The sequence below is a fragment of the Streptomyces sp. NPDC045021 genome (assembly GCF_056432645.1).
In genome coordinates this window covers 880,137-899,278 of record NZ_JBWKIQ010000002.1, presented here as the reverse complement: position 1 = coordinate 899,278, position 19,142 = coordinate 880,137, and the positions used below count along the sequence as shown (strand labels likewise).

At 71.2% G+C, this 19,142-nt stretch carries 15 protein-coding genes and 1 pseudogene; 6 read left to right on the top strand and 10 right to left on the bottom strand.

Translation table 11 applies throughout. The features are described 5' to 3' along the window. Window positions 1–20 precede the first annotated feature (20 nt). From AC07DC_RS11230 to AC07DC_RS11215, 4 genes are read right to left on the bottom strand one after another with little or no spacing between them, the layout of a single operon-like run. A complete protein-coding gene (locus AC07DC_RS11230) occupies window positions 21–1,088 on the bottom strand; it encodes a Zn-dependent alcohol dehydrogenase (RefSeq protein ID WP_478913998.1) in 1,068 nt (355 codons plus the stop codon). A 31-nt stretch (window positions 1,089–1,119) separates the two neighbouring features. Then, window positions 1,120–2,598, bottom strand: a complete 1,479-nt coding sequence (locus AC07DC_RS11225) for an aldehyde dehydrogenase family protein (RefSeq protein WP_478913997.1) — start codon at window positions 2,596–2,598, stop codon at window positions 1,120–1,122. Further along, window positions 2,595–3,737: an acyl-CoA dehydrogenase family protein gene (locus AC07DC_RS11220; RefSeq protein ID WP_478914122.1), complete on the bottom strand. Its 1,143-nt coding sequence runs from the start codon at window positions 3,735–3,737 to the stop codon at window positions 2,595–2,597. The genes AC07DC_RS11225 and AC07DC_RS11220 overlap by 4 nt, the downstream gene beginning before the upstream one ends. A gap of 44 nt (window positions 3,738–3,781) precedes the next feature. Beyond that, window positions 3,782–4,690: an SDR family oxidoreductase gene (locus AC07DC_RS11215; RefSeq protein WP_478913995.1), complete on the bottom strand. Its 909-nt coding sequence runs from the start codon at window positions 4,688–4,690 to the stop codon at window positions 3,782–3,784. Window positions 4,691–4,780: 90 nt separating this feature from the next. On the opposite strand from AC07DC_RS11215, the gene AC07DC_RS11210 reads away from it, so the two are divergent. Further along, entirely contained in the window at window positions 4,781–5,707 is a 927-nt protein-coding gene (locus AC07DC_RS11210; protein ID WP_478913994.1) for a cyclase family protein, read from the top strand. Between the two features lie 90 nt (window positions 5,708–5,797). Here the strand turns inward: AC07DC_RS11210 and AC07DC_RS11205 are convergent. From AC07DC_RS11205 to AC07DC_RS11190, 4 genes and pseudogenes are all read right to left on the bottom strand, one after another. Further along, window positions 5,798–6,217, bottom strand: a pseudogene (locus AC07DC_RS11205) (ATP-binding protein); the annotation flags it as partial. A 374-nt stretch (window positions 6,218–6,591) separates the two neighbouring features. After that, window positions 6,592–7,623 (bottom strand): acyl-CoA dehydrogenase family protein, encoded by a 1,032-nt coding sequence (locus AC07DC_RS11200; protein WP_478913992.1) that lies wholly within the window; start codon window positions 7,621–7,623, stop codon window positions 6,592–6,594. A gap of 23 nt (window positions 7,624–7,646) precedes the next feature. Continuing rightward, on the bottom strand, window positions 7,647–8,813 hold the full coding sequence (locus AC07DC_RS11195; RefSeq protein ID WP_478913990.1) for an acyl-CoA dehydrogenase family protein: 1,167 nt from the start codon (window positions 8,811–8,813) through the stop codon (window positions 7,647–7,649). Between the two features lie 7 nt (window positions 8,814–8,820). Further along, the gene (locus AC07DC_RS11190) at window positions 8,821–10,116 is read right to left on the bottom strand and encodes an amidohydrolase family protein (protein WP_478913988.1); all 1,296 of its coding nucleotides are present in this window, start codon (window positions 10,114–10,116) and stop codon (window positions 8,821–8,823) included. A 164-nt stretch (window positions 10,117–10,280) separates the two neighbouring features. Here AC07DC_RS11190 and AC07DC_RS11185 point away from each other — a divergent pair, with 164 nt between their 5' ends. The 3 genes from AC07DC_RS11185 (at window position 10,281) to AC07DC_RS11175 (ending at window position 15,018) form a co-directional block, all read left to right on the top strand. Continuing rightward, the gene (locus AC07DC_RS11185) at window positions 10,281–11,936 is read left to right on the top strand and encodes a class I adenylate-forming enzyme family protein (protein WP_478913987.1); all 1,656 of its coding nucleotides are present in this window, start codon (window positions 10,281–10,283) and stop codon (window positions 11,934–11,936) included. Between the two features lie 125 nt (window positions 11,937–12,061). Beyond that, entirely contained in the window at window positions 12,062–13,597 is a 1,536-nt protein-coding gene (locus AC07DC_RS11180) for a hypothetical protein (RefSeq protein WP_478913985.1), read from the top strand. A gap of 212 nt (window positions 13,598–13,809) precedes the next feature. Continuing rightward, entirely contained in the window at window positions 13,810–15,018 is a 1,209-nt protein-coding gene (locus tag AC07DC_RS11175) for a tetratricopeptide repeat protein (RefSeq protein WP_478913983.1), read from the top strand. A gap of 54 nt (window positions 15,019–15,072) precedes the next feature. Here AC07DC_RS11175 and AC07DC_RS11170 read toward each other — a convergent pair whose 3' ends face one another. Continuing rightward, on the bottom strand, window positions 15,073–15,444 hold the full coding sequence (locus AC07DC_RS11170) for an STAS domain-containing protein (protein ID WP_478913981.1): 372 nt from the start codon (window positions 15,442–15,444) through the stop codon (window positions 15,073–15,075). Between the two features lie 347 nt (window positions 15,445–15,791). Between AC07DC_RS11170 and AC07DC_RS11165 the strand changes: the two genes are divergently transcribed. Next, entirely contained in the window at window positions 15,792–16,349 is a 558-nt protein-coding gene (locus AC07DC_RS11165) for a sigma-70 family RNA polymerase sigma factor (protein ID WP_478913979.1), read from the top strand. Continuing rightward, entirely contained in the window at window positions 16,346–17,479 is a 1,134-nt protein-coding gene (locus AC07DC_RS11160; RefSeq protein ID WP_478913977.1) for a maleylpyruvate isomerase N-terminal domain-containing protein, read from the top strand. Before AC07DC_RS11165 ends, AC07DC_RS11160 begins: the two co-directional genes overlap by 4 nt. Window positions 17,480–17,527: 48 nt before the next feature. On the opposite strand, the gene AC07DC_RS11155 is transcribed toward AC07DC_RS11160, so the two are convergent. Beyond that, window positions 17,528–18,844, bottom strand: a complete 1,317-nt coding sequence (locus AC07DC_RS11155) for a N,N-dimethylformamidase beta subunit family domain-containing protein (RefSeq protein WP_478913975.1) — start codon at window positions 18,842–18,844, stop codon at window positions 17,528–17,530. Window positions 18,845–19,142: the final 298 nt, after the last annotated feature.

The window sequence follows — 19,142 nt, the reverse complement described above, 5'->3', positions numbered from 1 at the left end:
TCCCCCTACGGCCGGACTCGTCAGAAGGTGAGTACCCCCCGTGCCACCCGGCCGTGGTGGGCGTCGTCGGCGGCCTTCGCGAAGTCCTCGACGGGGTACGTCTCGGTGACGAGTTCGTCGAGCAGCAGCCTGCCCTGGCGGTAGAGCTCCGCGTAGAGGGCGATGTCGCGCTGCGGGCGGGACGAGCCGTACCGGCAGCCCAGGATGGACTTGTCCAGGTACATGGACGACACCAGGAAGCTCGCCTCCGCGTCGGCCGGCGGCACGCCCAGCAGGACGGCTTGGCCGCGCCGGTCGAGGAGGTCGATGGCCTGGCGGATGAGTTTGACGTTGCCGACGCATTCGAAGGTGTGGTCCGCGCCGGTCGGCAGCAGCTCGCGGACGGCCGCGACGGTGTCGTCCACGGCGGACGCGTCGATGAAGTCGGTGGCGCCGAACTGCCGGGCCACGTCCCCCTTGGCGGGGTTGGCGTCCACGGCGACGATCCGGGTGGCGCCCGCTATCCGGCACCCCTGGAGGACGTTGAGGCCGATTCCGCCGGTGCCGATGACGACGACCGTGTCGCCGCGGTCGACCTTCGCGCGGTTGAGCGCGGCGCCGACGCCCGTCAGGACGCCGCAGCCGATCAGCGCGGCGGAGGTGAAGGGGATCTCCTTCGGGATCTTGACGGCCTGCACCGCCTTGACCACGGTCTTCTCCGCGAAGGCCGAGTTCGAGGCGAAGTTGAACAGGTCCTTGCCCTGCCGGGAGAAGGGCTTGCCCGGGTAGCCGATCGCCTTGCGGCACATGGTCGGGCGACCGCGGTCGCACTGTGCGCAGGTTCCGCAGTTGGCGAGGGTCGACAGCGATACGTGGTCGCCGGGAACGACGTGGCTGACCCCGGGGCCGACCGCCTCGACGATGCCGGCGCCCTCGTGGCCGAGGACCACGGGTATGGGGAACGGGATCGTGCCGTCGATGACGGACAGATCGCTGTGGCACAGGCCCGCCGCCTGGATGGCGACCAGCACCTCGCCGGGGCCGGGGCCGCGGACCTCCAGGTCGTCGACCACCTGGGGCTGCGTGCCCTCGAAAATGACACCTCTCATGAACTGTCCTGTTCCCTCAAGGGCCTTCGGTTCAGGAAGGCCAGACGACCGATTGGAGTTCGCTGTACGCGTGCAGTCCGAACGAGCCGCCGTCCCGGCCGACCCCGCTCTCCTTGAAGCCGCCGAACGGCGTCTCGGGGTGGCGCTGAACGGTGTTGATGCCGACGTTGCCGCTGCGCAGCCGGGCGGCGAGCGCCCAGGCGCGGCCCGCGTCGTCGGCGAAGACGTAGTCGTAGAGGCCGTACGGGGTGCCGTTGGCGATCTCCACGGCCTCGTCCTCGGTGTCGTACGCGAGGGCGACGACGACCGGGCCGAAGAGTTCTTCCTGGGCGACGGTCATGCCGGGGGTGACGTCGGCGATGAGGGTGGGGGCGACGTAGAAGCCGGGCTTGAGGTCGGGACGTTCGCCTCCGGTGACGACGCGGGCGCCCTGGGCGCGGGCGCCGGCGATGTACGCCTCGACCCGGTCGCGCTGGGCCGCGCTGATGAGCGGGCCGACGACGGTCGAGTTATCCACAGGGTCCCCGGTGGTCAGCGCTCCGGCGTACTGTGCAAGTGCGGTGATCACCTGCTCGTACTGGTCGCGGTGGACCAGTACGCGGGTGGGCGCCGTGCAGATCTGACCGCTGTGGAAGGCCCAGGTGGAGGCGACCGCCCCGACCGCCGCCTTGAGGACCGCTCCACCCGATTCCGGCAGGACGATCGCCGCACCCTTGCCGCCGAGTTCCATCAGCGTGCGCTTCAGCGTCCGGCCGGACGCTGAAGCGATCGCTTTCCCGACCGCCGTCGACCCGGTGAAGCTGATCATGTCGACGTCCGGGTGCGCGACGAGTGCCTCGCCCGCCGCCGCGCCCGATCCCGCGATCACGTTGAACACTCCGTCGGGCAGGCCTGCCTCTTTGAGGATCTCGCCGAGCAGCAGGCAGGTGAGCGGGTCCTGCGGGGCGGGCTTGGCCACCACCGTGTTGCCCATCGCCAGGGCGGGGGCGACCTTTCCCGCGAGGTTGGCGAGCGGGAAGTTGTACGAGGTGACGCAGCCGACGACGCCGACCGGGCGGCGCACGGCGGCGGCGCCGATCAGTCCACCAGGAGCGAGAGGGGAGGCCTTTACGGGTTGTGGGGGAAGCGGGACGACATCGGGCTCGACCGCGCCGCGGGCGTAGCGGCGGAAGCGGTCGGCGGCCGGCGGCAGTTGCAGGGCGGAGGCTACTCGCGCGGTGGCGCCGGTCTCGGCCTGGAGGAGGGGGACGAGTTCGGCGGCGCGGGCGGAGATCGCGTCGGCTATCCGGTCGAGGACGGCGGCACGATCGCGCGGGGCGGTGCGCGACCAGCCGTCGAAGGCAGCGCGGGCCGCCCGGACGGCCGCGTCCACGTCGTCGGCAGTCGCCTCGGGGGCGTGCCCGACGATTTCCTCGGTGGCCGGGTTGATGATCGCGTAGTGGCCCTGGGCGGGCTCGTGCCACTGGCCGTTGATCCAGTGCGCGTAGGTCGGGGGTACAGGTCGGCTCATGGCCGCGGCTCCTTCGGGAGGCCGAGCACCCGCTCGGCGATGATGTTGCGCTGGATCTCGTCCGAGCCGCCGTAGATCGTGTCGGCACGGCTGAAGAGGAACATCCTTTGCAGCGCGTCGAGTTCGTAGGGCCGGGACGGGGTCCAGTCGGACGGGCCGGCGGCGGCCTCCGTTCCCCGGACCGCCATGGCCAGTTCGCCGAGCCTCTGGTGCCAGCCGCCCCAGAGCAGCTTGGCGACGCTGGGGGCGCCGGGCGAGTCGGTGCCCAGGGTGCGCAGGGCGTTCCAGCGCATCGTCTTCAGTTCGGCCCACTGGCGGACGATCCGGGCCCGCAGGATGGGTTCGGTGTCGGCGCCGGTGGTCCGGGCGAGGTCGGTGATCTCGCGCAGTTCCTGCTCGAAGCCGATCTGCTGGACGAGGGTGGAGACCCCGCGCTCGTAGCCGAGCAGGGACATGGCGACGGTCCAGCCACCGCCCTCCGTCCCGACGAGGTGGTCCGCGGAGGCGCGTGCGTCGTCGAAGAAGACCTCGTTGAACTCGGCGTCGCCCGACATCTGGCGGATCGGCCGGACGTCGATCCGGTCGGGCTGGTCCATCGGCACCAGCAGGAAGCTGAGGCCGTGGTGACGGCGGGATCCTGGTTCCGTGCGGGCCAGGACGAAGCACCAGTCGGCGTCCTGGGCGAGGGACGTCCAGATCTTCTGGCCGGTGATCCGGTAGCCGCCGTCGGCGTCCCGGACCGCCGCGGTGCGGATCCCGGCCAGGTCGGAGCCGGCGTCCGGTTCGCTGTAGCCCTGGCACCACAGTTCCTCGCCGCGGGCTATCGACGGCAGGAAGCGGTCCCGCTGTGCGGGGGTGCCGTGGGCGAGGAGGGTGGGCGCGAGCAGGTTCTCGCCGATGTGGCCGGACCGGCCGGGGGCACCGGATCTGGCGTACTCCTCGCCCCAGACGACCTGTTGGGCGAGGGTGGCCCGGCGGTTGCCGTAGTCCCCGGTCCAGCCGAGTCCTATCCAGCCGGCGGCACCGAGGGTGCGCTCCCAGCCGCGCCCGCCCGCCGGCCACCCGTCACGGTGTTCGGCGAGCCAGGCCCGCGCCTGCGCGCGGAAGGATTCGGCCTCCGGGCCGAACGTAAAGTCCACGGATCCTCCGGTCATCGGGCCGATAGTGAAGAGCCGGACGGTCCCTATGCGTTGGGTCGCTCGGCCGCGGCCGCTGCCGCGCGCATCGCTTCCAGCTGTTCGAGCATCGGCATCGGGTCGACGCCGATGGTTCCGGGCAGGACGTCCGCGATGCGTTCCGGTGTCCAGGGACCGTCGCCCCAGGCCGATCGCAGTTCGCGGGGCTGCGCCCAGACGGCGATCTTCGGCCCGGCGACGGTGTAGACCTGCCCGGTGATGTCGGAGGCTCGCTCGGAGAGCAGGAAGACGACCATGGCGGCCACGTCCTCCGGTTCGCCGATCTCCTTCAGCTCCATGGGCACGTTCGCCGACATGCGGGTGCGCGCGACGGGGGCGACGCAGTTCGCCGTCACCCCGTACTTGTTGAGGCCGAGTGCGGCGCTGCGCACCAGCGAGATGATGCCGCCCTTCGCCGACGAGTAGTTCGCCTGCGAGACGCTCCCCTGGTGGTTGCCGCTGGTGAAGCCGATCAGGGTGCCGGCGCCCTGCTTGCGCATGACCGCGGACGCGGCCCGGAAGACGGTGAAGGTCCCTTTCAGGTGGGTGGCGATGACCGGGTCCCACTCCTCCTCGCCCATGTTGAAGAGCATCCGTTCGCGCAGGATGCCGGCCACGCACACGACGCCGTCGATGCGCCCGTACGTCTCGACGGCCGTGGAGACGATGCGTGCGCCGCCCGCCATCGTCGACACGTCGTCGGCGACGGCGACGGCCTCGCCGCCCGCCGCCTGGATCTCCTTGACGACCGACTCCGCGATCTCGCTCGCCGGTTCGCTCGCGCCGTCGATCGAGACCCCGTAGTCGTTGACGACGACCCTGGCCCCCTCGGCGGCGCAGGCGAGCGCGACCGCGCGCCCGATGCCACGCCCGGCACCCGTAACAGCGACGACTTTTCCGGTCAGGAAGTTGCCCACGTCCCGCCCCTTCTCATGGTTTCTGACGGACCGTTAGATTCTAGGAGTGAGTACACACCCCAGCACAAGCCCTACGACCAGGAGGCCGCTGTGACGCTTCCCGCCGAGTTCCACGACATCGCCAAACGGATCAACAACTGGGGGCGGTGGGGCGAGGGCGACGAGATCGGCACGCTGAACCTGATCACCGACGAGGTGGTGCGCATCGCGGCCGGGACCGTACGCAGCGGCCGCCGCGTCCCGCTGGCCCTGCCGCTGCAGCAGGACGGGGTGCAGACGGGCATGATCCCCGGCCGGGTCAACCCGCTGCGCACGATGGTCGCGCTCAACCTGGAGATGTTCGGCCCGGGAACCATCGCCACCAGCGACGACGCCGTCACGATGGGCCTGCAGGCGGCCACCCACTGGGACGGCCTGACCCATGTCTCGCACTCAGGAAAGATCTACAACGGCCGTCCGGCGGACTCCGTCACCGCGCACGGCGGCGCCGCCTTCAGCGGCATCGAGAAGGTGCGGACCCTGGTCTCACGCGGCGTGCTGCTCGACGTCGCCGCCGCCAGAAAACTCGACCGGCTGCCCGGCGACCACGCGGTCACCCCCGAGGATCTGGAGGCGGCCGAGGAACTGGCGGGCACCACGGTCCGCGCCGGGGACATCGTGCTGGTCCGCACCGGCCAGATGCGCTCCTACCTGGGCGGCGACAAGCACGGTTACGCCTTTCCGTCCCCGGGGCTGTCCATCAGGACACCGGAGTGGTTCCACGCCCGTGATGTGGCGGCGGTCGCCAACGACACGCTCACCTTCGAGATCTTCCCGCCCGAGACAGAGAACCTCTGGCTGCCGGTGCACGGCCTCGATCTGGTGGAAATGGGGATGCTGCAGGGCCAGAACTGGAATCTGGAGGAGTTGTCAGAGGCCTGCGCCGAGGCGGGGCGGTACGAGTTCTTCCTGGATGCCACGCCCGAGCCCTTCGTGGGCGGGGCAGGCAGTCCGGTCGCACCGGTCGCAGTGCTCTAGGCGTTTCAGGCTGATCCGCTGATCCACGAGAGCCCGGTCCGTGAGAGGACGGTCTGCGAGGGGCCGGTCTGTGAGGGGCCGGTCCGCGAGAGGCCGGTCCGCGCGGGCGATCCGCTCGGCGCGGTCCACCTCGCACCAGATCCGCTTGCCGGCACCTTCGGGCTGCCAGCCCCACCGGTCGGCCAGCCCGTCCACCAGCTCCAGGCCGCGACCCCCGGTCTCGTCGCGGTGCGCGTGCCGCGGGGTGGGCGGGCAGTCGCTGGAGTCGGCCACCTCGACCCGGACCGTCGAGTCGGAGGCGTCGGGGAAGAGCATGCGCAGCACTGCCGGACAGCCGGTGTGCACGACCGCGTTCGTCACGAGCTCGGAGATCAGCAGGATCAATGTGTCAGCGAGCGGTTCGTCCGCCCCTATGCCGGAGCCCAGGAGTCGCGAGCGCGCCCACCGCCGGGCCCGGCCCACTTCCGCGGGATCCACACCGACCTCGAGCTGAACCTGAAGCACCTGCACCGCTCACACCATCCGAACCGGCGGACACATCGCCTCGCGCCACACAGGAGTCACCGTGCGTGACGTCCATGTAGCACAGCATGATTGACCTACAGTCACCCCAACAAGCGCTTCGGGCATATTCCAGCGCAAAGGAGTATGCGTACCGCATACTGTGCGGATCACAATCCGGGGCATGTGGGGACGATTCGAACACCCAGACGTCCCAGGCGCGGCGCCCGCCCGGCTCCGCCGGGCGGCGACCACTCGGCGCCTCTGTACCTCTCGCACCCGATGGAGCGTACCCGAGGCGGACGCCGACTCCAGTCCGTCACGAGTAACGCGTAGGACACAACCCGATACCAACGCAGCGTCACTGATCATTTACCGGGCCTTCACCTGAGCAGTTCCCCTGCCAGCTCTTCCTCGTAGCGCTCAGCGTCCGCGCGTCCGGCGGCGAGCACCCAGGACCGCTTGATGTGCAGGTGCACGTCGCCCTCCCAGGTGAAGCCCATCCCTCCGAAGACCTGCAGGCAGTCACGTGCGTTGCGGGCCGCCGCGTCGTCGGCGAGCAGCCGCGCCGCGGCCGTCTCGAAGCCGTCGCCCGACACCGCCGCCGCATAGACGGCCGTACGGGCCATCTCCACCCGGACGAGCATGTCCGCGCACAGATGCTTCACCGCCTGGAACGCCCCGATCGGCCGCCCGAACTGCTCGCGCTCCCGGGCGTGTTCCACGGCCATCGCCAGAGTCCTCCCGGCGCTGCCGACCTGCTGGGCCGCGGTCAGCAGCGAGGCTTCCCGCCGCACCAGGACCGGGTCGGCACCCGCGCCGCCGTCGAGTGCCCGGCCGACGGCAGCGCCGCTGCCGGCCAGGTGAAGAGGGGTGAGGGGGTCGACGGAACGGATCGCCGCCGCCGGGAACCCGTCCGCGGCGTAGAGCCCGACGGAACTCTCGCCGGACCGCGCCGGTACCAGGACGGCGTCCGCAGCGGCCAGGTGGCCGACCGGGGCGGGCGGCAGCGCCAGCGCCACCAGCAGGTCCCCGGCCGCCGCGCCCGCCGCCACCGGCCCGGTCAGATGGGTCGCCGCCAGATGCGTACCGACCAGCGGCCCCGGCAGCAGAACGCGGCCGGCCTCCTCGAAGACGAGCACGGCCTCGGGCAGCCCGAGGCCCACGCCGCCGTCCGCCTCCGGCAGCCTGAGCGCGAAGAACCCGGCCTCGCCCAGCTCACGCCACAGCGCCCGGTCGACCACCGGCCGGCCGCCCGCCGAAGCACCGGACGAACCAGTGCCCAGGGGGTCGCCTGCGGAGGCGTCCCCCGCGTCCACCGACGCTCGCAGCGCCTCGCGCGGGAAGCGCCCGGCGAGCAGCTCCCGCACCCCCGTCCGCAAAGCCACTTGATCTACTGTCGGTTGGAAATCCACGATCAGCCCCCGCTCCTCGGCGCTCAGCCCTTCGGGAGGCCGAGGATGCGCTCGGCCACGATGTTCTTCTGGATCTGGGAGGTGCCGGCCGCGATCGTGTACGAGAGCGACGACAGCCGCTCCGCCGTCCACGGATGCCCGGCGTCCTGCGCGAGCGGCCCCAGTACCTCGGCCGCCGTGTCGTACAGCTCCTGCCGGGCGTGCGAGTAGCGCAGTTTGAACACCGATCCGCCGGTCCCGGGCACGCCGGTGCCGCCCGCCCGCAGCGAGCGCTCCGCCTCGCTGACGTTCCACTGGGTGAGCCGCCACAGGACGGAGAACTCCGCCGAGAGCCGGCCCAACCTGCGCCGCAGCGCCGGATCGTCCCAGGTTCCGTTGGCCTTCGCGGCGCGCGCGACCTCGCCCAGGACGCGGCGGCAGGCGACGACCTCGCCGACGAAGGCCGTGCCGCGCTCGAAGGAGAGGGTGACCATGGTGACGCGCCAGCCGTCGTTCTCCTCCCCCACCCGGTTGGCGACCGGCACCCGCACCTCGTCGAGGAACATCTCGGCGAACTCCGTCGACCCCGCAAGGGTGCGCAGCGGCCGGACCGTGACGCCCGGGGCGTCCATCGGCATCGCGAGCCAGGAGATGCCGCGGTGCTTGGGCGCCTGCGGATCGGTGCGGACGAGCAGTTCGCACCAGTCGGCGACCTCCGCGTGCGAGGTCCAGATCTTCGAGCCGGTCACCACGTACGCGTCTCCGTCGCGCACCGCGCGGGTGCGCAGTGCGGCCAGGTCGGAGCCGGCGTCGGGCTCGCTGAACCCCTGGCACCACACCTCGTCGCCGCGCAGCACCGGCGGCAGCCAGCGCCGCCGCTGCTCGGCGGTGCCCTCGGCGGCGATGGTGGGGCCGGCGTGCAGCAGCCCGACGAAGTTGGCACCCACGTAGGGCGCGCCCGCCTTCTCCGTCTCCTCCAGGAAGATCAGGTGCTGCACCGGCGTCGCACCCCGGCCGCCCGCGTCGACCGGCCAGTGCAGGCCCGCGTAGCCCGCGTCGTACAGCATCCGCTGCCAGCCGGCGTCGTACGCCCGCCGGCCCGGCCAGTCGCGCGGGTCGGGCCGGGGCGGCAGCTTGGGCAGCACGTCGGCGAGCCAGGACCGCAGCCCGGCGCGGAAATCCTCCTGCTCCGCGGTGTACGTCAGGTCCACGCGAGCCTCACCTACCGGATCCGCCGGCCGCGCCGGCCACACCCGCCGCGCCGGCTACATGTGCCGTGTCCGCACCCGCCGGGCGCTGCCTCGCGAAGGAGGAGAGGTCGAGGCCGCGGTCGAAGTCGAGATCGAGCATCCGGATCGCGTTGCCGCGCATGAGCTTGTAGACGGTCTCGTCGTCGAGCCCCTTCATATGGTCCTCGGCGACCGCCTTGGTGTGCGGGAAGGTCGAGTCCACATGCGGGTAGTCCGTCTCGAAGGTCGCGTTGTCGCGCCCGACGACGTCCAGCGACGCGACCCCGTGCCTGTCGCGGAAGAAGCAGCAGAAGATCTGCCGGTAGTAGTACATCGACGGCGGCTCCGGGATGATGTCGCGCACCCCGCCCCAGGCGCGGTGCTCCTCCCAGACGGTGTCGGCGCGCTCCAGGGCGTACGGGATCCAACCCATCTGGCCCTCGCTGTAGGCGAGTTTGAGCGTCGGGAACTTGACGAGGACCCCGCTGAAGAGGAAGTCCATCATCGACGCCATCGCGTTGTTGAAGCTGAGCGCGGCCTGGACGGCGGGCGGCGCGTCCGGGGAGGCCGCGGGCATCTGCGAGGACGAGCCGATGTGCATGTTCACGACCGTGCCGGTCTCCTGGCACACGGCGAAGAAGGGGTCCCAGTAGCCGGAGTGGATGCTCGGCAGGCCCAGGTGCGTCGGGATCTCGCTGAAGGTGACGGCCTTGACGCCGCGTGCGGCGTTGCGCCGGATCTCGGCCACGGCCAGGTCGATGTCCCACAGCGGGATGATGCACAGCGGGATGAGCCGGCCGCCGCTGTCGCCGCACCACTCGTCGACCATCCAGTCGTTGTAGGCGCGCACGCAGGCGAGCGCGACCTCCTTGTCGCGCGCCTCGGAGAACGTCTGCCCGCAGAACCGCGGGAAGGTCGGGAAGCAGAGTGACGCCTCGACGTGGTTGAGGTCCATGTCCGCCAGGCGTTCCTTGGGGTCCCAGCAGCCGCGGCGCATCTCGGCGCGGGTGATGCCCTCCAGGGTCATGTCGTCGCGGTCGAAGCCGACGGCGGCGATGTTCCGCTTGTACGGGAACTTGAGGTCCTCGTAGATCCACCAGTCGGTGGGCGGTCCGTCCGGGTCCATCGTGATCTGGTACTTCCCGGCGACGTACGCCAGCTCACCGATTCCTGCGGTCAGCGGCTTCGGACCCCGGTCGCGGTACTTGGCCGGCAACCACCTCTCGAAGAGGTGCGCGGGTTCGATGACGTGGTCGTCGACGCTGATGATCCTGGGCAGTTCCATCGGCCTCTCCCTGCAGATCTGATGGATCGTCAGATTTAGAGTACGCACGCACGCACGCCGCGTCCATCGACGTCGCACCCCTGGACCGGCGGGGCCGCGCCGCATACGCTGCCGCCAGGATCTGACGCTACGTCAGGTGTGGTGACGGTACGGAGGAGACCGGCATGGACCCGACGCAGGAGACCGGAACGGCCCCGACGCAGGAGACCGGCACGGCTCCGATCCAGGAGACCGGCACGGCCCCGGCCCAGGCCCGGTCCCAGGCCGTCGCAGCAGCCCTCGGCGACTCACCCACCCTCTGGGCGCTCGCCGCCCGCCGCGCCGAACTCACCCCCGACGCCCACGTCCTCATCGACGCCGACGGCCGCCGGATCACCTTCGGAGAGCTGCGCGACCGGGCCGAACGCGTCGCCGCCGGACTCCACGACCTCGGCGTCCGGCCCGGCAGCCGGTTCGCCTGGCAGCTGCCCACCCGGATCGAAACAGTGCTGCTGACCTTTGCCCTCGCCCGGCTCGGCGCCGTGCAGACCCCGCTCATCCCCTTCTACCGGGACCGCGAGGTCGGTTACGCGCTGCGCGAGGCCGAGGCGGAGTTCTATGCCATACCCGGCGAGTGGCGCGGCTACGACTACGCGGCCATGGCCGACCGCCTCGCACCGCGGCTCACCCGGCCGCCGCTCCTGCTCACCACCTACGACCGGCTCCCCGACGGCGATCCGGCCGTGCTGCCCGAGCCGCCCGCCGACGGCACCTCGGTCCGCTGGATCTACTGGACCTCCGGCACCACTTCGGACCCCAAGGGGGTGCTGCACACCGACCGCAGCCTCATCGCCGCCGGTGGCTGCCTCGCCCACGCGCTGCGCCTCACCCCCGACGACGTCGGCTCGATGGCCTTCCCCTACGCCCATGTCGCCGGGCCCGACTACACCGTGATGCTGCTGCTCTACGGCTTTCCCGCGCTGCTCCTGGAGCACTTCGCGCTGCCCGCCTCGCTCGACGCCTACCGGGAGCACAGCGTCACGGTCGCGGGCGGCAGCACCGTCTTCTACTCGATGTTCCTCGCCGAGCAGCGCAAGGACCCCGCCAGCAAGCTCATCCCCAGCCTGCGGCTGCTCGCGGGCGGCGGCGCGCCCATGCCGCCCGAGCTGTACTACGAGGTCACCCGGGAGATGGGGTGCCAACTCACCCACGGCTACGGCATGACCGAGGTCCCCATGATCACCATGGGCGCTCCCGACGACACCCCGGACCACCTCGCGACCACCGAGGGACGCCCACCTGCCGCCATGGAGATCCGCATCACGGACTCCGACGGCAAGCCGCTGCCCGCCGGTACCGACGGTGAGGTCAGGCTGCGCGGCGAGGCCGTCTGCCAGGGCTACCTCCACGCCGCCCAGACCGCCGAGGTCTTCGACCCGGACGGCTTCCTCATCACCGGCGACCTCGGCCGGCTCACCCCGGACGGCCATCTCGTCCTCACCGGCCGGCTCAAGGACATCATCATCCGCAAGGGAGAGAACATCTCCGCCCAGGAGATCGAGGACCTGCTCTACGAACACCCCGCCGTCGCCGACGCCGCCGTCGTCGGACTGCCCGACCCGGATCGCGGCGAACGGGTCTGCGCCGTTGTGGAACAGCCCGCCGGCGCGCCCCCGATCACCCTCGCGGACATCACCGGATATCTGCGCGAACACGGCCTGTCCGCCCACAAACTGCCGGAAGAGCTGGAGATCGTGGACGCCCTGCCGCGCAACGACGTGCTGCGCAAGGTGCTGAAGTTCAAGCTGCGGGAGCGCTTCGGCGGCACCGGCCAGTCCTAGATTCTCCCGCTCCGTTCCCGTATTCTCACTGCTGCTCGCTGCCCTCGATATCGGACACCCGCACGAAGGCAATGTCCTTTCTTCAGCAGAGGGTTGCCTTGAGAACTCCGTCCGTCCGTGGAGCCGTGACCGGTGCCGTGGCCGCAGCCGTGTGCCTCCTGACGCTGGGATCCGCCGGCTCCTCGTTCGCCCGACCTTCCGCCGGCTCCGATGGTGATGGCGGCCAGGCCGAGGACATAGCGGTGACTGCGCCCGCCCGCCTCGTCGTGCCGGCGCCCGCCGCTCCCGATCCGGGCGCGCTGCGCACGTTGGAGGTCGGGCTGCGGCACGGCGGTTCCACGGGTTCGCTCACGCCAGGGGTGTTCACCGTCGACGCCGGCGGGCTGGCCAAGGTCGCGGAAGTGATCTGGCCCGCGAGCTGCACCCATGCCCGCGGCAGCGTCGTCGCCAAGTGCGACCTGCGCACCAGTCCTTCCAACCCGGGCAATCTGCTGGCGCTGCGCATACGCAGCCTCGTCGGCGCCCGGACCGGGGCCACCGGCGTGATCACGTACACCCCGAAGGGGGCGCCGAGCGCCGCCCGTGCGGTGCGGACCACGGTCTCCGTCGGCGCCGGCCCCGACGTCGTCACCTCCGCGCCGTCCCAACTCAAGGCGTCCGCGCTCCCCGCACCCGGCGCCATCGTGGTGCTGCCGTTCACCCTCACCAACGCCGGCACCGAGACGGCGCCCGGCGCGATAGTGCGCGTCTACGGATCCCGCGGCCTGGCCTGGTCCGCCGCGCACTCCAACTGCGAGTCCCTGCGGACGGCGTCGTCGGCCGACTTCCCGGCCTCGGTCTCCGCGCTCTGCGTGATCGACCAGCCGCTGGCGCCCGGGGCGACCTACGCGTTCGGCGACCCGCTGGCATTCCGCGCCGAAAGCTTCGCGCTCTGGGAGCGTACGGATCTGCGCGTGACGTCGAAATCCGCCGACGCGCTCACCGTCGCCCACGGGAACGGCTCCTGGACCAGAGGTACGGGCACCCCGCTGCGCCTGGTGCAGAGCCCGAATCCGTCGGCCGAGGACCTCTTCCAGGAGGACAACTACGCCACCACCGCGGTCGCCGTCCGCAACACCGCGGACCTCGCGGTGAGCGGAGCGCGGGTCTCCGGCAAGGTCGGCCGGCGCGTGACCGCCGCGGTGACGGTGACGAACCACGGCCCCGCCGCCGTCTCCGACCTCACCGTCGGAAACCCGGTCGTCGCCGTCGACATAAGCATTCCGGCGGGCACCACCGTCACCAAGGCGCCCAAGGGCTGTCGGCCGGTCCGCCCCAACGACGAGGACACGAATGGCGCCGACGGCGCTCCGCAGTACACCTGCGAGACCAGGAACTGGCTCGACCCGGGCGAATCCGTCGTCTTCCCGTTCCAGCTCCGGATCGACCGGATCATGGACGACTCGGCGGGCTCCGCGACCCTCCAGATCGACCACGACCCCAACTCGCGCACCAACTTCGACACCGACCCCGGGGACAACACCGCCACGATCGCCGTCACCGGCGACCGCCTGATCCTCACCCGCAACCGTGTCGCGCTGGCCGGTGGCCTCACGGCCTTGGCCCTCGGCGCCGGCTGGTACGTGCTGCGCCGCCGCAGGGCCCGGTCGCAGCAGAGCTGAGACCGACGGAAACGCGGGAGTTTTCGGGATGGATGGGATTATTCGGTCCGCTCGCACTCCCAGGTTTGGCGGGCCGTGACAGCTGCGGACGGACCCGCCGGGACAGCCGCTAGTCTGCGTCCTGCTGACCACGTAACTTCCGGGACGCGTCGCCGAGTTGACGCGAGCAGAACGTCCGGCCACGTGGCGCGACCAGGTCATGGGAGGCGGACGTGGCGGACGCTACGGGCAGTGCGGAGCCGACGGAGAGCGGTCCGCGCGACCGCCGGCCGGGCCGCGCGCAGGCGCAGGTGCACGCGGCGCGCCGACTGGGCGAGGCCAGGATCGCGCTCGCCAAGGGCGACGCGGCCACCGCGGCGGACCGGTTCGGCGCGGCGCTCGCCACCGCAGTGGACCACGAGCTCGCGGACGAGCACGTCTCGGCCCTGCTCGGTCTGGGCGACTGCGCCCTGGAGGTCGGGGAACTCGACGCCGCCCGCGAGCACTTCGAGGCAGTGGAGAACCTGTTGGCGGGCGAGCCCCTGCCGCGCCGGGCCGCGGCGATCCGCGGCCGGGCGGTCTCCCATCTGCTGGCGGGCGAGCTGCGCTACGCCTGCTACCTGCTGGAGAGCGCGATCGACGGGCTGCACGCGGCGGGAACGCGGGACCCGGACGCGCTGCTGCTCCTGCATACCGCCGTCATCGCCCCGTACATGGACATGGGCGCCCACGCCCGGGCCGCCCAGGCCGCCGAACTCGCCCTCGCTCTCGCCCCCAGCGCCACCGATCCCACACTCGTCGCGGGGATGCACCGCAGCGTCGCCCGCACCCTCATCGCCGAGGGCCGGATCGCCGAGGCCGATGCTTCGCTGGCCAAGGCACAGGAGCTCTACCAACGGCTGGGATTCCATTCCGACCTGGCGAAATGTCACTGGATGCGGGGATATGTACATGCCCAGGGCGGCAGTCTGGAGCACGCGGAGCGGGAACTGCGGATCGCCCGCGACATGCTGGCGTCGCAGCGGTCGGCACTCTTCACGGATCAGGTGGAGGTCGAACTCGCCGACGTCCTGCGCCGGCGGGGCAGCCACACCGAGGCGGGCGAGCTGCTCGCCCGGCTGCTCGACCGGATCGGTCCCGAACGCGGCGCCATCCACGCGGCCGGCGCCCACCGCCTGCTCGGCCTGATCGCTCAGGAGGACGGCGAGCTCGACGCCGCCGAGGAGCACTACGTCAACGCCCTGTCGCTGCTGGAACGCGCCGGCGCCGCCGGCGATCTCGCCGACCTCTGCCGGCTGTTGGGCGATCTGCTGCGCAGTACCGGCCGGGTCGAAGCCGCCCTGGACGCCTACCGCACCGGTCTCGGCCACCGTGCCGCGATCGGCACCACCACCTTGGGCCCGGCCCCCGCGAAGCCGCAGGTCCGACCACCGGCGTACTGAATCTCCCGAGCGGCAGAGCGCGACTACGCGGCTACGCAGTTACCGACTAAGTAGCTACGCGGATATCGGACGGGCCGAGTCGTCGGTGGCGGAGGCGAGGTCCGGGTAGACGTCGAAGAGCCGGCGGACGCCGAGAGCGGCGAGCACCCGGTTGACGTGGGACCCGTCGTCGGCGGCGCCCTGGTCCGGCAGGACGATACGGAGCCGGCCCGCGCACGAACGCATCAGGCGCCGCGCGGCGATCAGCACACCCACCCCGCTGGAATCGCAGAAGCGCACCTCAGCGAGGTCCAGGACCACACTGCGCCGCCCGTCGGCGACCGCCTCGTGCACGTGCTGACGCACGTTGGGGGAGGTCAGGAGGTCCATTTCGCCCGCGACGATCACCACGGCCCAGCCGTCCCGTTCGACCCGCGTTACTTCCACTGCGTCTCACCTCGCGACGTCGCTGGGAGCAGCCCGGCCACCCTGGCGGTCCGCGGAGGCCCGGAAGGCCACTCCTCGGGGAATTGCGACAGCGTCATCATGTGAACCCTATGCCCGGAATCCCGCACAACCGAGCAGTACCGCGGTCACACCCGCATAACACATCGCCAGAACCGGTCCGATACGGCGGCAGGATGGCGCAAAGGGGCGTACGCCGTCGTAGGTGGCGGTTACATTCGAGCAGACAGGGCTGACAGAGGCGACGCGGCCGACGGAACTGACAGCGCCGACCGGACGGGCAGACCGGCGCACGGCACCACCGGCGGCGAGGGGAGAGGGGCGGCGGCATGGCGACACCGGCACCACCCCGCTGGGACCGCAGGATGCAGCAGCGGCTGGCCCGCGGGGAGGAAGCCGCGCTCGGCGAGCTGTACGACCGGTACGCGTCGCTGGTGCACAGCCTCGCCCACCGCGTGCTGGACGACGACGAGGCCGCGAACCACATCACCCGCGACGTCTTCGGCTTCATCTGGGAGAACCCCGACGCCTACGACCCGAGGCGCGGCTCCCTGCGCTCCTGGATCGCCGCGCTCACCCAGCGCCGGGCCGTGCAGCGGCTGCGCCACGAGGAGAACCGCGGCCGGAGCAGTCAGGCCGAGGTCGAGGCGAAGGTCCGCGAGGCCAACACCGCCGCCCGCGCCGACTTCATCGTCACCTCCATGCCGGCCCCGCTGCGCGACGCGCTCGAACTCGCCTACTTCCGCCGGCGCGACTACCGGCAGACCGCCGCCGACCTGGGCGTGACGGAGGACGAGGCAAGGCGCCGGCTGCGCCTGGGACTGCAACTGCTCTCCACGGCCATGCAACCCGCCCCGCACGCGGCCCTCGACAGGCGGCAGCGGTGACCGGCGGGACGACCGGTGCCGGGCCGGACCGGGGACGGCTCCCCCCGTACGACCACGCCACCCTCAAGTCCCTGCTCGGGGCATGGGCGCTGGCCGCCTGCTCGCGCGACGAGTCGCTGGCCGTCGAGGTGCACCTGACGGACTGCGCGACCTGCGCGGACGAGGCGCTGCGGCTGCGCGACGCCGTCGGTCTGCTGCACCCGGAGGAAACGCTCGATCTTGATCCGCTGCTGCGGTCCCGGGTGCTGTCGGGCTGCCTCGACCGCCGCCCGGCGCGCATTCCGGTGCCCGAGTGGGCGTCCCCGTACGACGCGGAGACCGCCCGGCTGGACGCGCTGTTGCGCGACCTCGGCGACGGCTACTGGGACGCCCCGGTGGAGCTGCGCTGGTACGAGGACAAGCGCGTCGCCCGTGAGGTCTCCGTCGCGCAGGTCATCGGGCACCTGTCCGCGGTGGACGGCCTGGTCGCGTCCGCGCTCGGGCTGCCCATCGACGAGCTGCCGTTCGATCCGGTCCTGCGCACCGAGAGTTACTGGACCACGGTGCGGGACGTGCCGGGCGCTCCGTTGCGCGCCGCCTGGCGCGAACAGAGCCACACCCTGGTGCGCACGGTGTCCTTCGCCGGCCAGGGGACTGCCGGACTGGACGTCAGGTACGGCGAGTTCACGCTGCCGCTGCGCGACGCGTTCCTCGACCGGGCCTTCGAGTGCTGGATACACGCCTCGGACATCGCCGAGGCGGTGGACTACCCGTACGATCCGCCGGCGCCGCGCAATCTCAACCGCATGATCGACCTGGCGGCCCGGATGCTCCCCACCGCCATCGCGGGTCGCCGCCGCGCCGGCCTCACGGCCTCCCCCGCCCGGCTGACCGCCGCGGGTTCGCCCGGCCGGTCGGTGCATCTGGAGGTCGAGGGCCAGGGCGGGGGCAACTGGTACATCGCCCTGGACTCGCCCGGTGCGCTCGCCACCGCCGAGGAGGCGGTGGCCCATGTCGCGCTCGACAGCGTCGAGTTCTGCCAACTGGCCGCGGGCCATCTGGAGCCCGAGCGGATAGCTGTGGGCCAGGACGGGGACCGCGACGTCATCCGCGATGTGCTCTTCGCCGCCGCGAGCCTGTCCCGGCTCTGAGCGGCGCACGCCTCCCGTGCCCCGGCCGGGGCACGGGTGCGACGTGGGTCACATGTTGTACTTGAAACGGCCTGTCGGGCGGGCGTACTTGTCGTAGTTGTCCACGGCCGGGTACGCCTTGGCGGCCGGTCCCGCCTGGAAGGCCCTGAGTATGTTCTCGGCGACCTTCGTGGCGAAGGCGCCGGTGGCCTTGGGCAGTTTGCCCCAGCACGGCGAGATGTCCACGGCACACGTCCAGCCCAGGGTTCCCGCGCTGAAGACCCCGGCACCGGAAGCAGTGGTGTAGTAGGACGAATTGGCGAAGCTCTTGTCCTTGCCGTATATGAGCACCGGCGAATTCGAGAGGATCTGGATGGGCCGCGGGGTATTCACATCCGAGAAGACCCGGTCGAATTCGCTGCGGACGAGTCCCGGGTACTGCGAACCGGCATGGGCGCCGGTCCCCTTGTAGATCCAGGCGTCCGGGTCGGTGACCACGTACGGGGCGAGCACGCCGGCCCATTCGTACTGGATGCCGAGGAACGAGGCCTCAGGACGCGGGTTGGGCGCCTGCCGCCACTGCTGCGTGGCCTGGTCGGTGTCCGTGAGGCTCATCGGGTCCTCGGCGGCGTCCTTGTAGCAGGTGACCACGCGATCGCCGCCGAGCGGCGAGGACTCGAACCGCACGTGGCGGTAGGCGTTGTTCGCCCCGAAGAAGGCCAGGTTGACGCCCTTGTCACGCAGGGCGATGGTGTTGGTCCGCATCCCCGACGACCAGTACTCGTCATGGCTCGGGAAGATCATCCCGCGGGCGCCCCTGAACCGGCCCGGGTCGGAGTCCAGCTCCAGCGAGGTGCCGTAGGCCAGCGGGATGCCCATGCGCTCGGCGAGCGTCAGCATCGGCAGCTCGTGCCAGCCGAACAGGCCGTCACCCGCCCCCGCGTACGGGCGGTCGAAGCTCACCTTGCGCGCCCGGTCCCCGTAGCCCTTGACGCCGCCGTAGATGTTCGAGCCGCCCCAGGCGTTGTACGCCGCCCACGTGGCGACCGCGTTGATGAAGACGCTGCGGCCGGCGGCCGACTTCGAACGCACCGTGAGCGGCACCCAGCGGTCGTGGCCGGCGGCGGAGACGAGCTTCAGCCGGTAGTCGCCCTCGGGCCAGCCCTTGGTGGAGATCTCCAGGGAACGCTTCCAGGGGGCCCGCGCCAGGTAGATCTGCGGAGTCATCTCCCCGGCGGCCTGTCGCTGGCCCCGAACACGCTCGGACGACCAGACCAGCCGGCCCTGCTTTCCGCCGTACCAACCCATCCTGTACGCCTCCACCTGGAAATCACGCGCAGGGGTGGAGACGTACAGTCCGAATTTCTCGCCCGGGTCGACACTCACCCGATCGGCATAACCTTCGATAGCGTTTTGCGGACCGGGGCTCTTCAGTTTCCAGTCGGTCGTACCCGGAAGGGCATTTTCCTTGGCGACATTGATTCCGCCATCTTTTCCAGGACCGACGTTCTCGGGTGGCGGTGTCACCACCTGCACCGGCGGGCGCCCGGGTGTTGGGAGCGCGGTCACCGTCTCCTTGGCACTGTCCAACAGGCTGGTGCCGTACTGAACGCACACTGCGACAACTACGCCGAGGGCGGCGACAAGGAGAACTATCCGGCGCAGATTCATGATTTTACGATCA

Bases quoted from the DNA above. Each gene is read 5' to 3' on its own strand.
- AC07DC_RS11185 (WP_478913987.1), top strand. From the start codon at position 10,281: ATGGACCCGACGCAGGAGACCGGAACGGCCCCGACGCAGGAGACCGGC.
- AC07DC_RS11190 (WP_478913988.1), bottom strand. From the start codon at position 10,116: ATGGAACTGCCCAGGATCATCAGCGTCGACGACCACGTCATCGAACCC.
- AC07DC_RS11230 (WP_478913998.1), bottom strand. From the start codon at position 1,088: ATGAGAGGTGTCATTTTCGAGGGCACGCAGCCCCAGGTGGTCGACGAC.
- AC07DC_RS11225 (WP_478913997.1), bottom strand. From the start codon at position 2,598: ATGAGCCGACCTGTACCCCCGACCTACGCGCACTGGATCAACGGCCAG.
- AC07DC_RS11165 (WP_478913979.1), top strand. From the start codon at position 15,792: ATGGCGACACCGGCACCACCCCGCTGGGACCGCAGGATGCAGCAGCGG.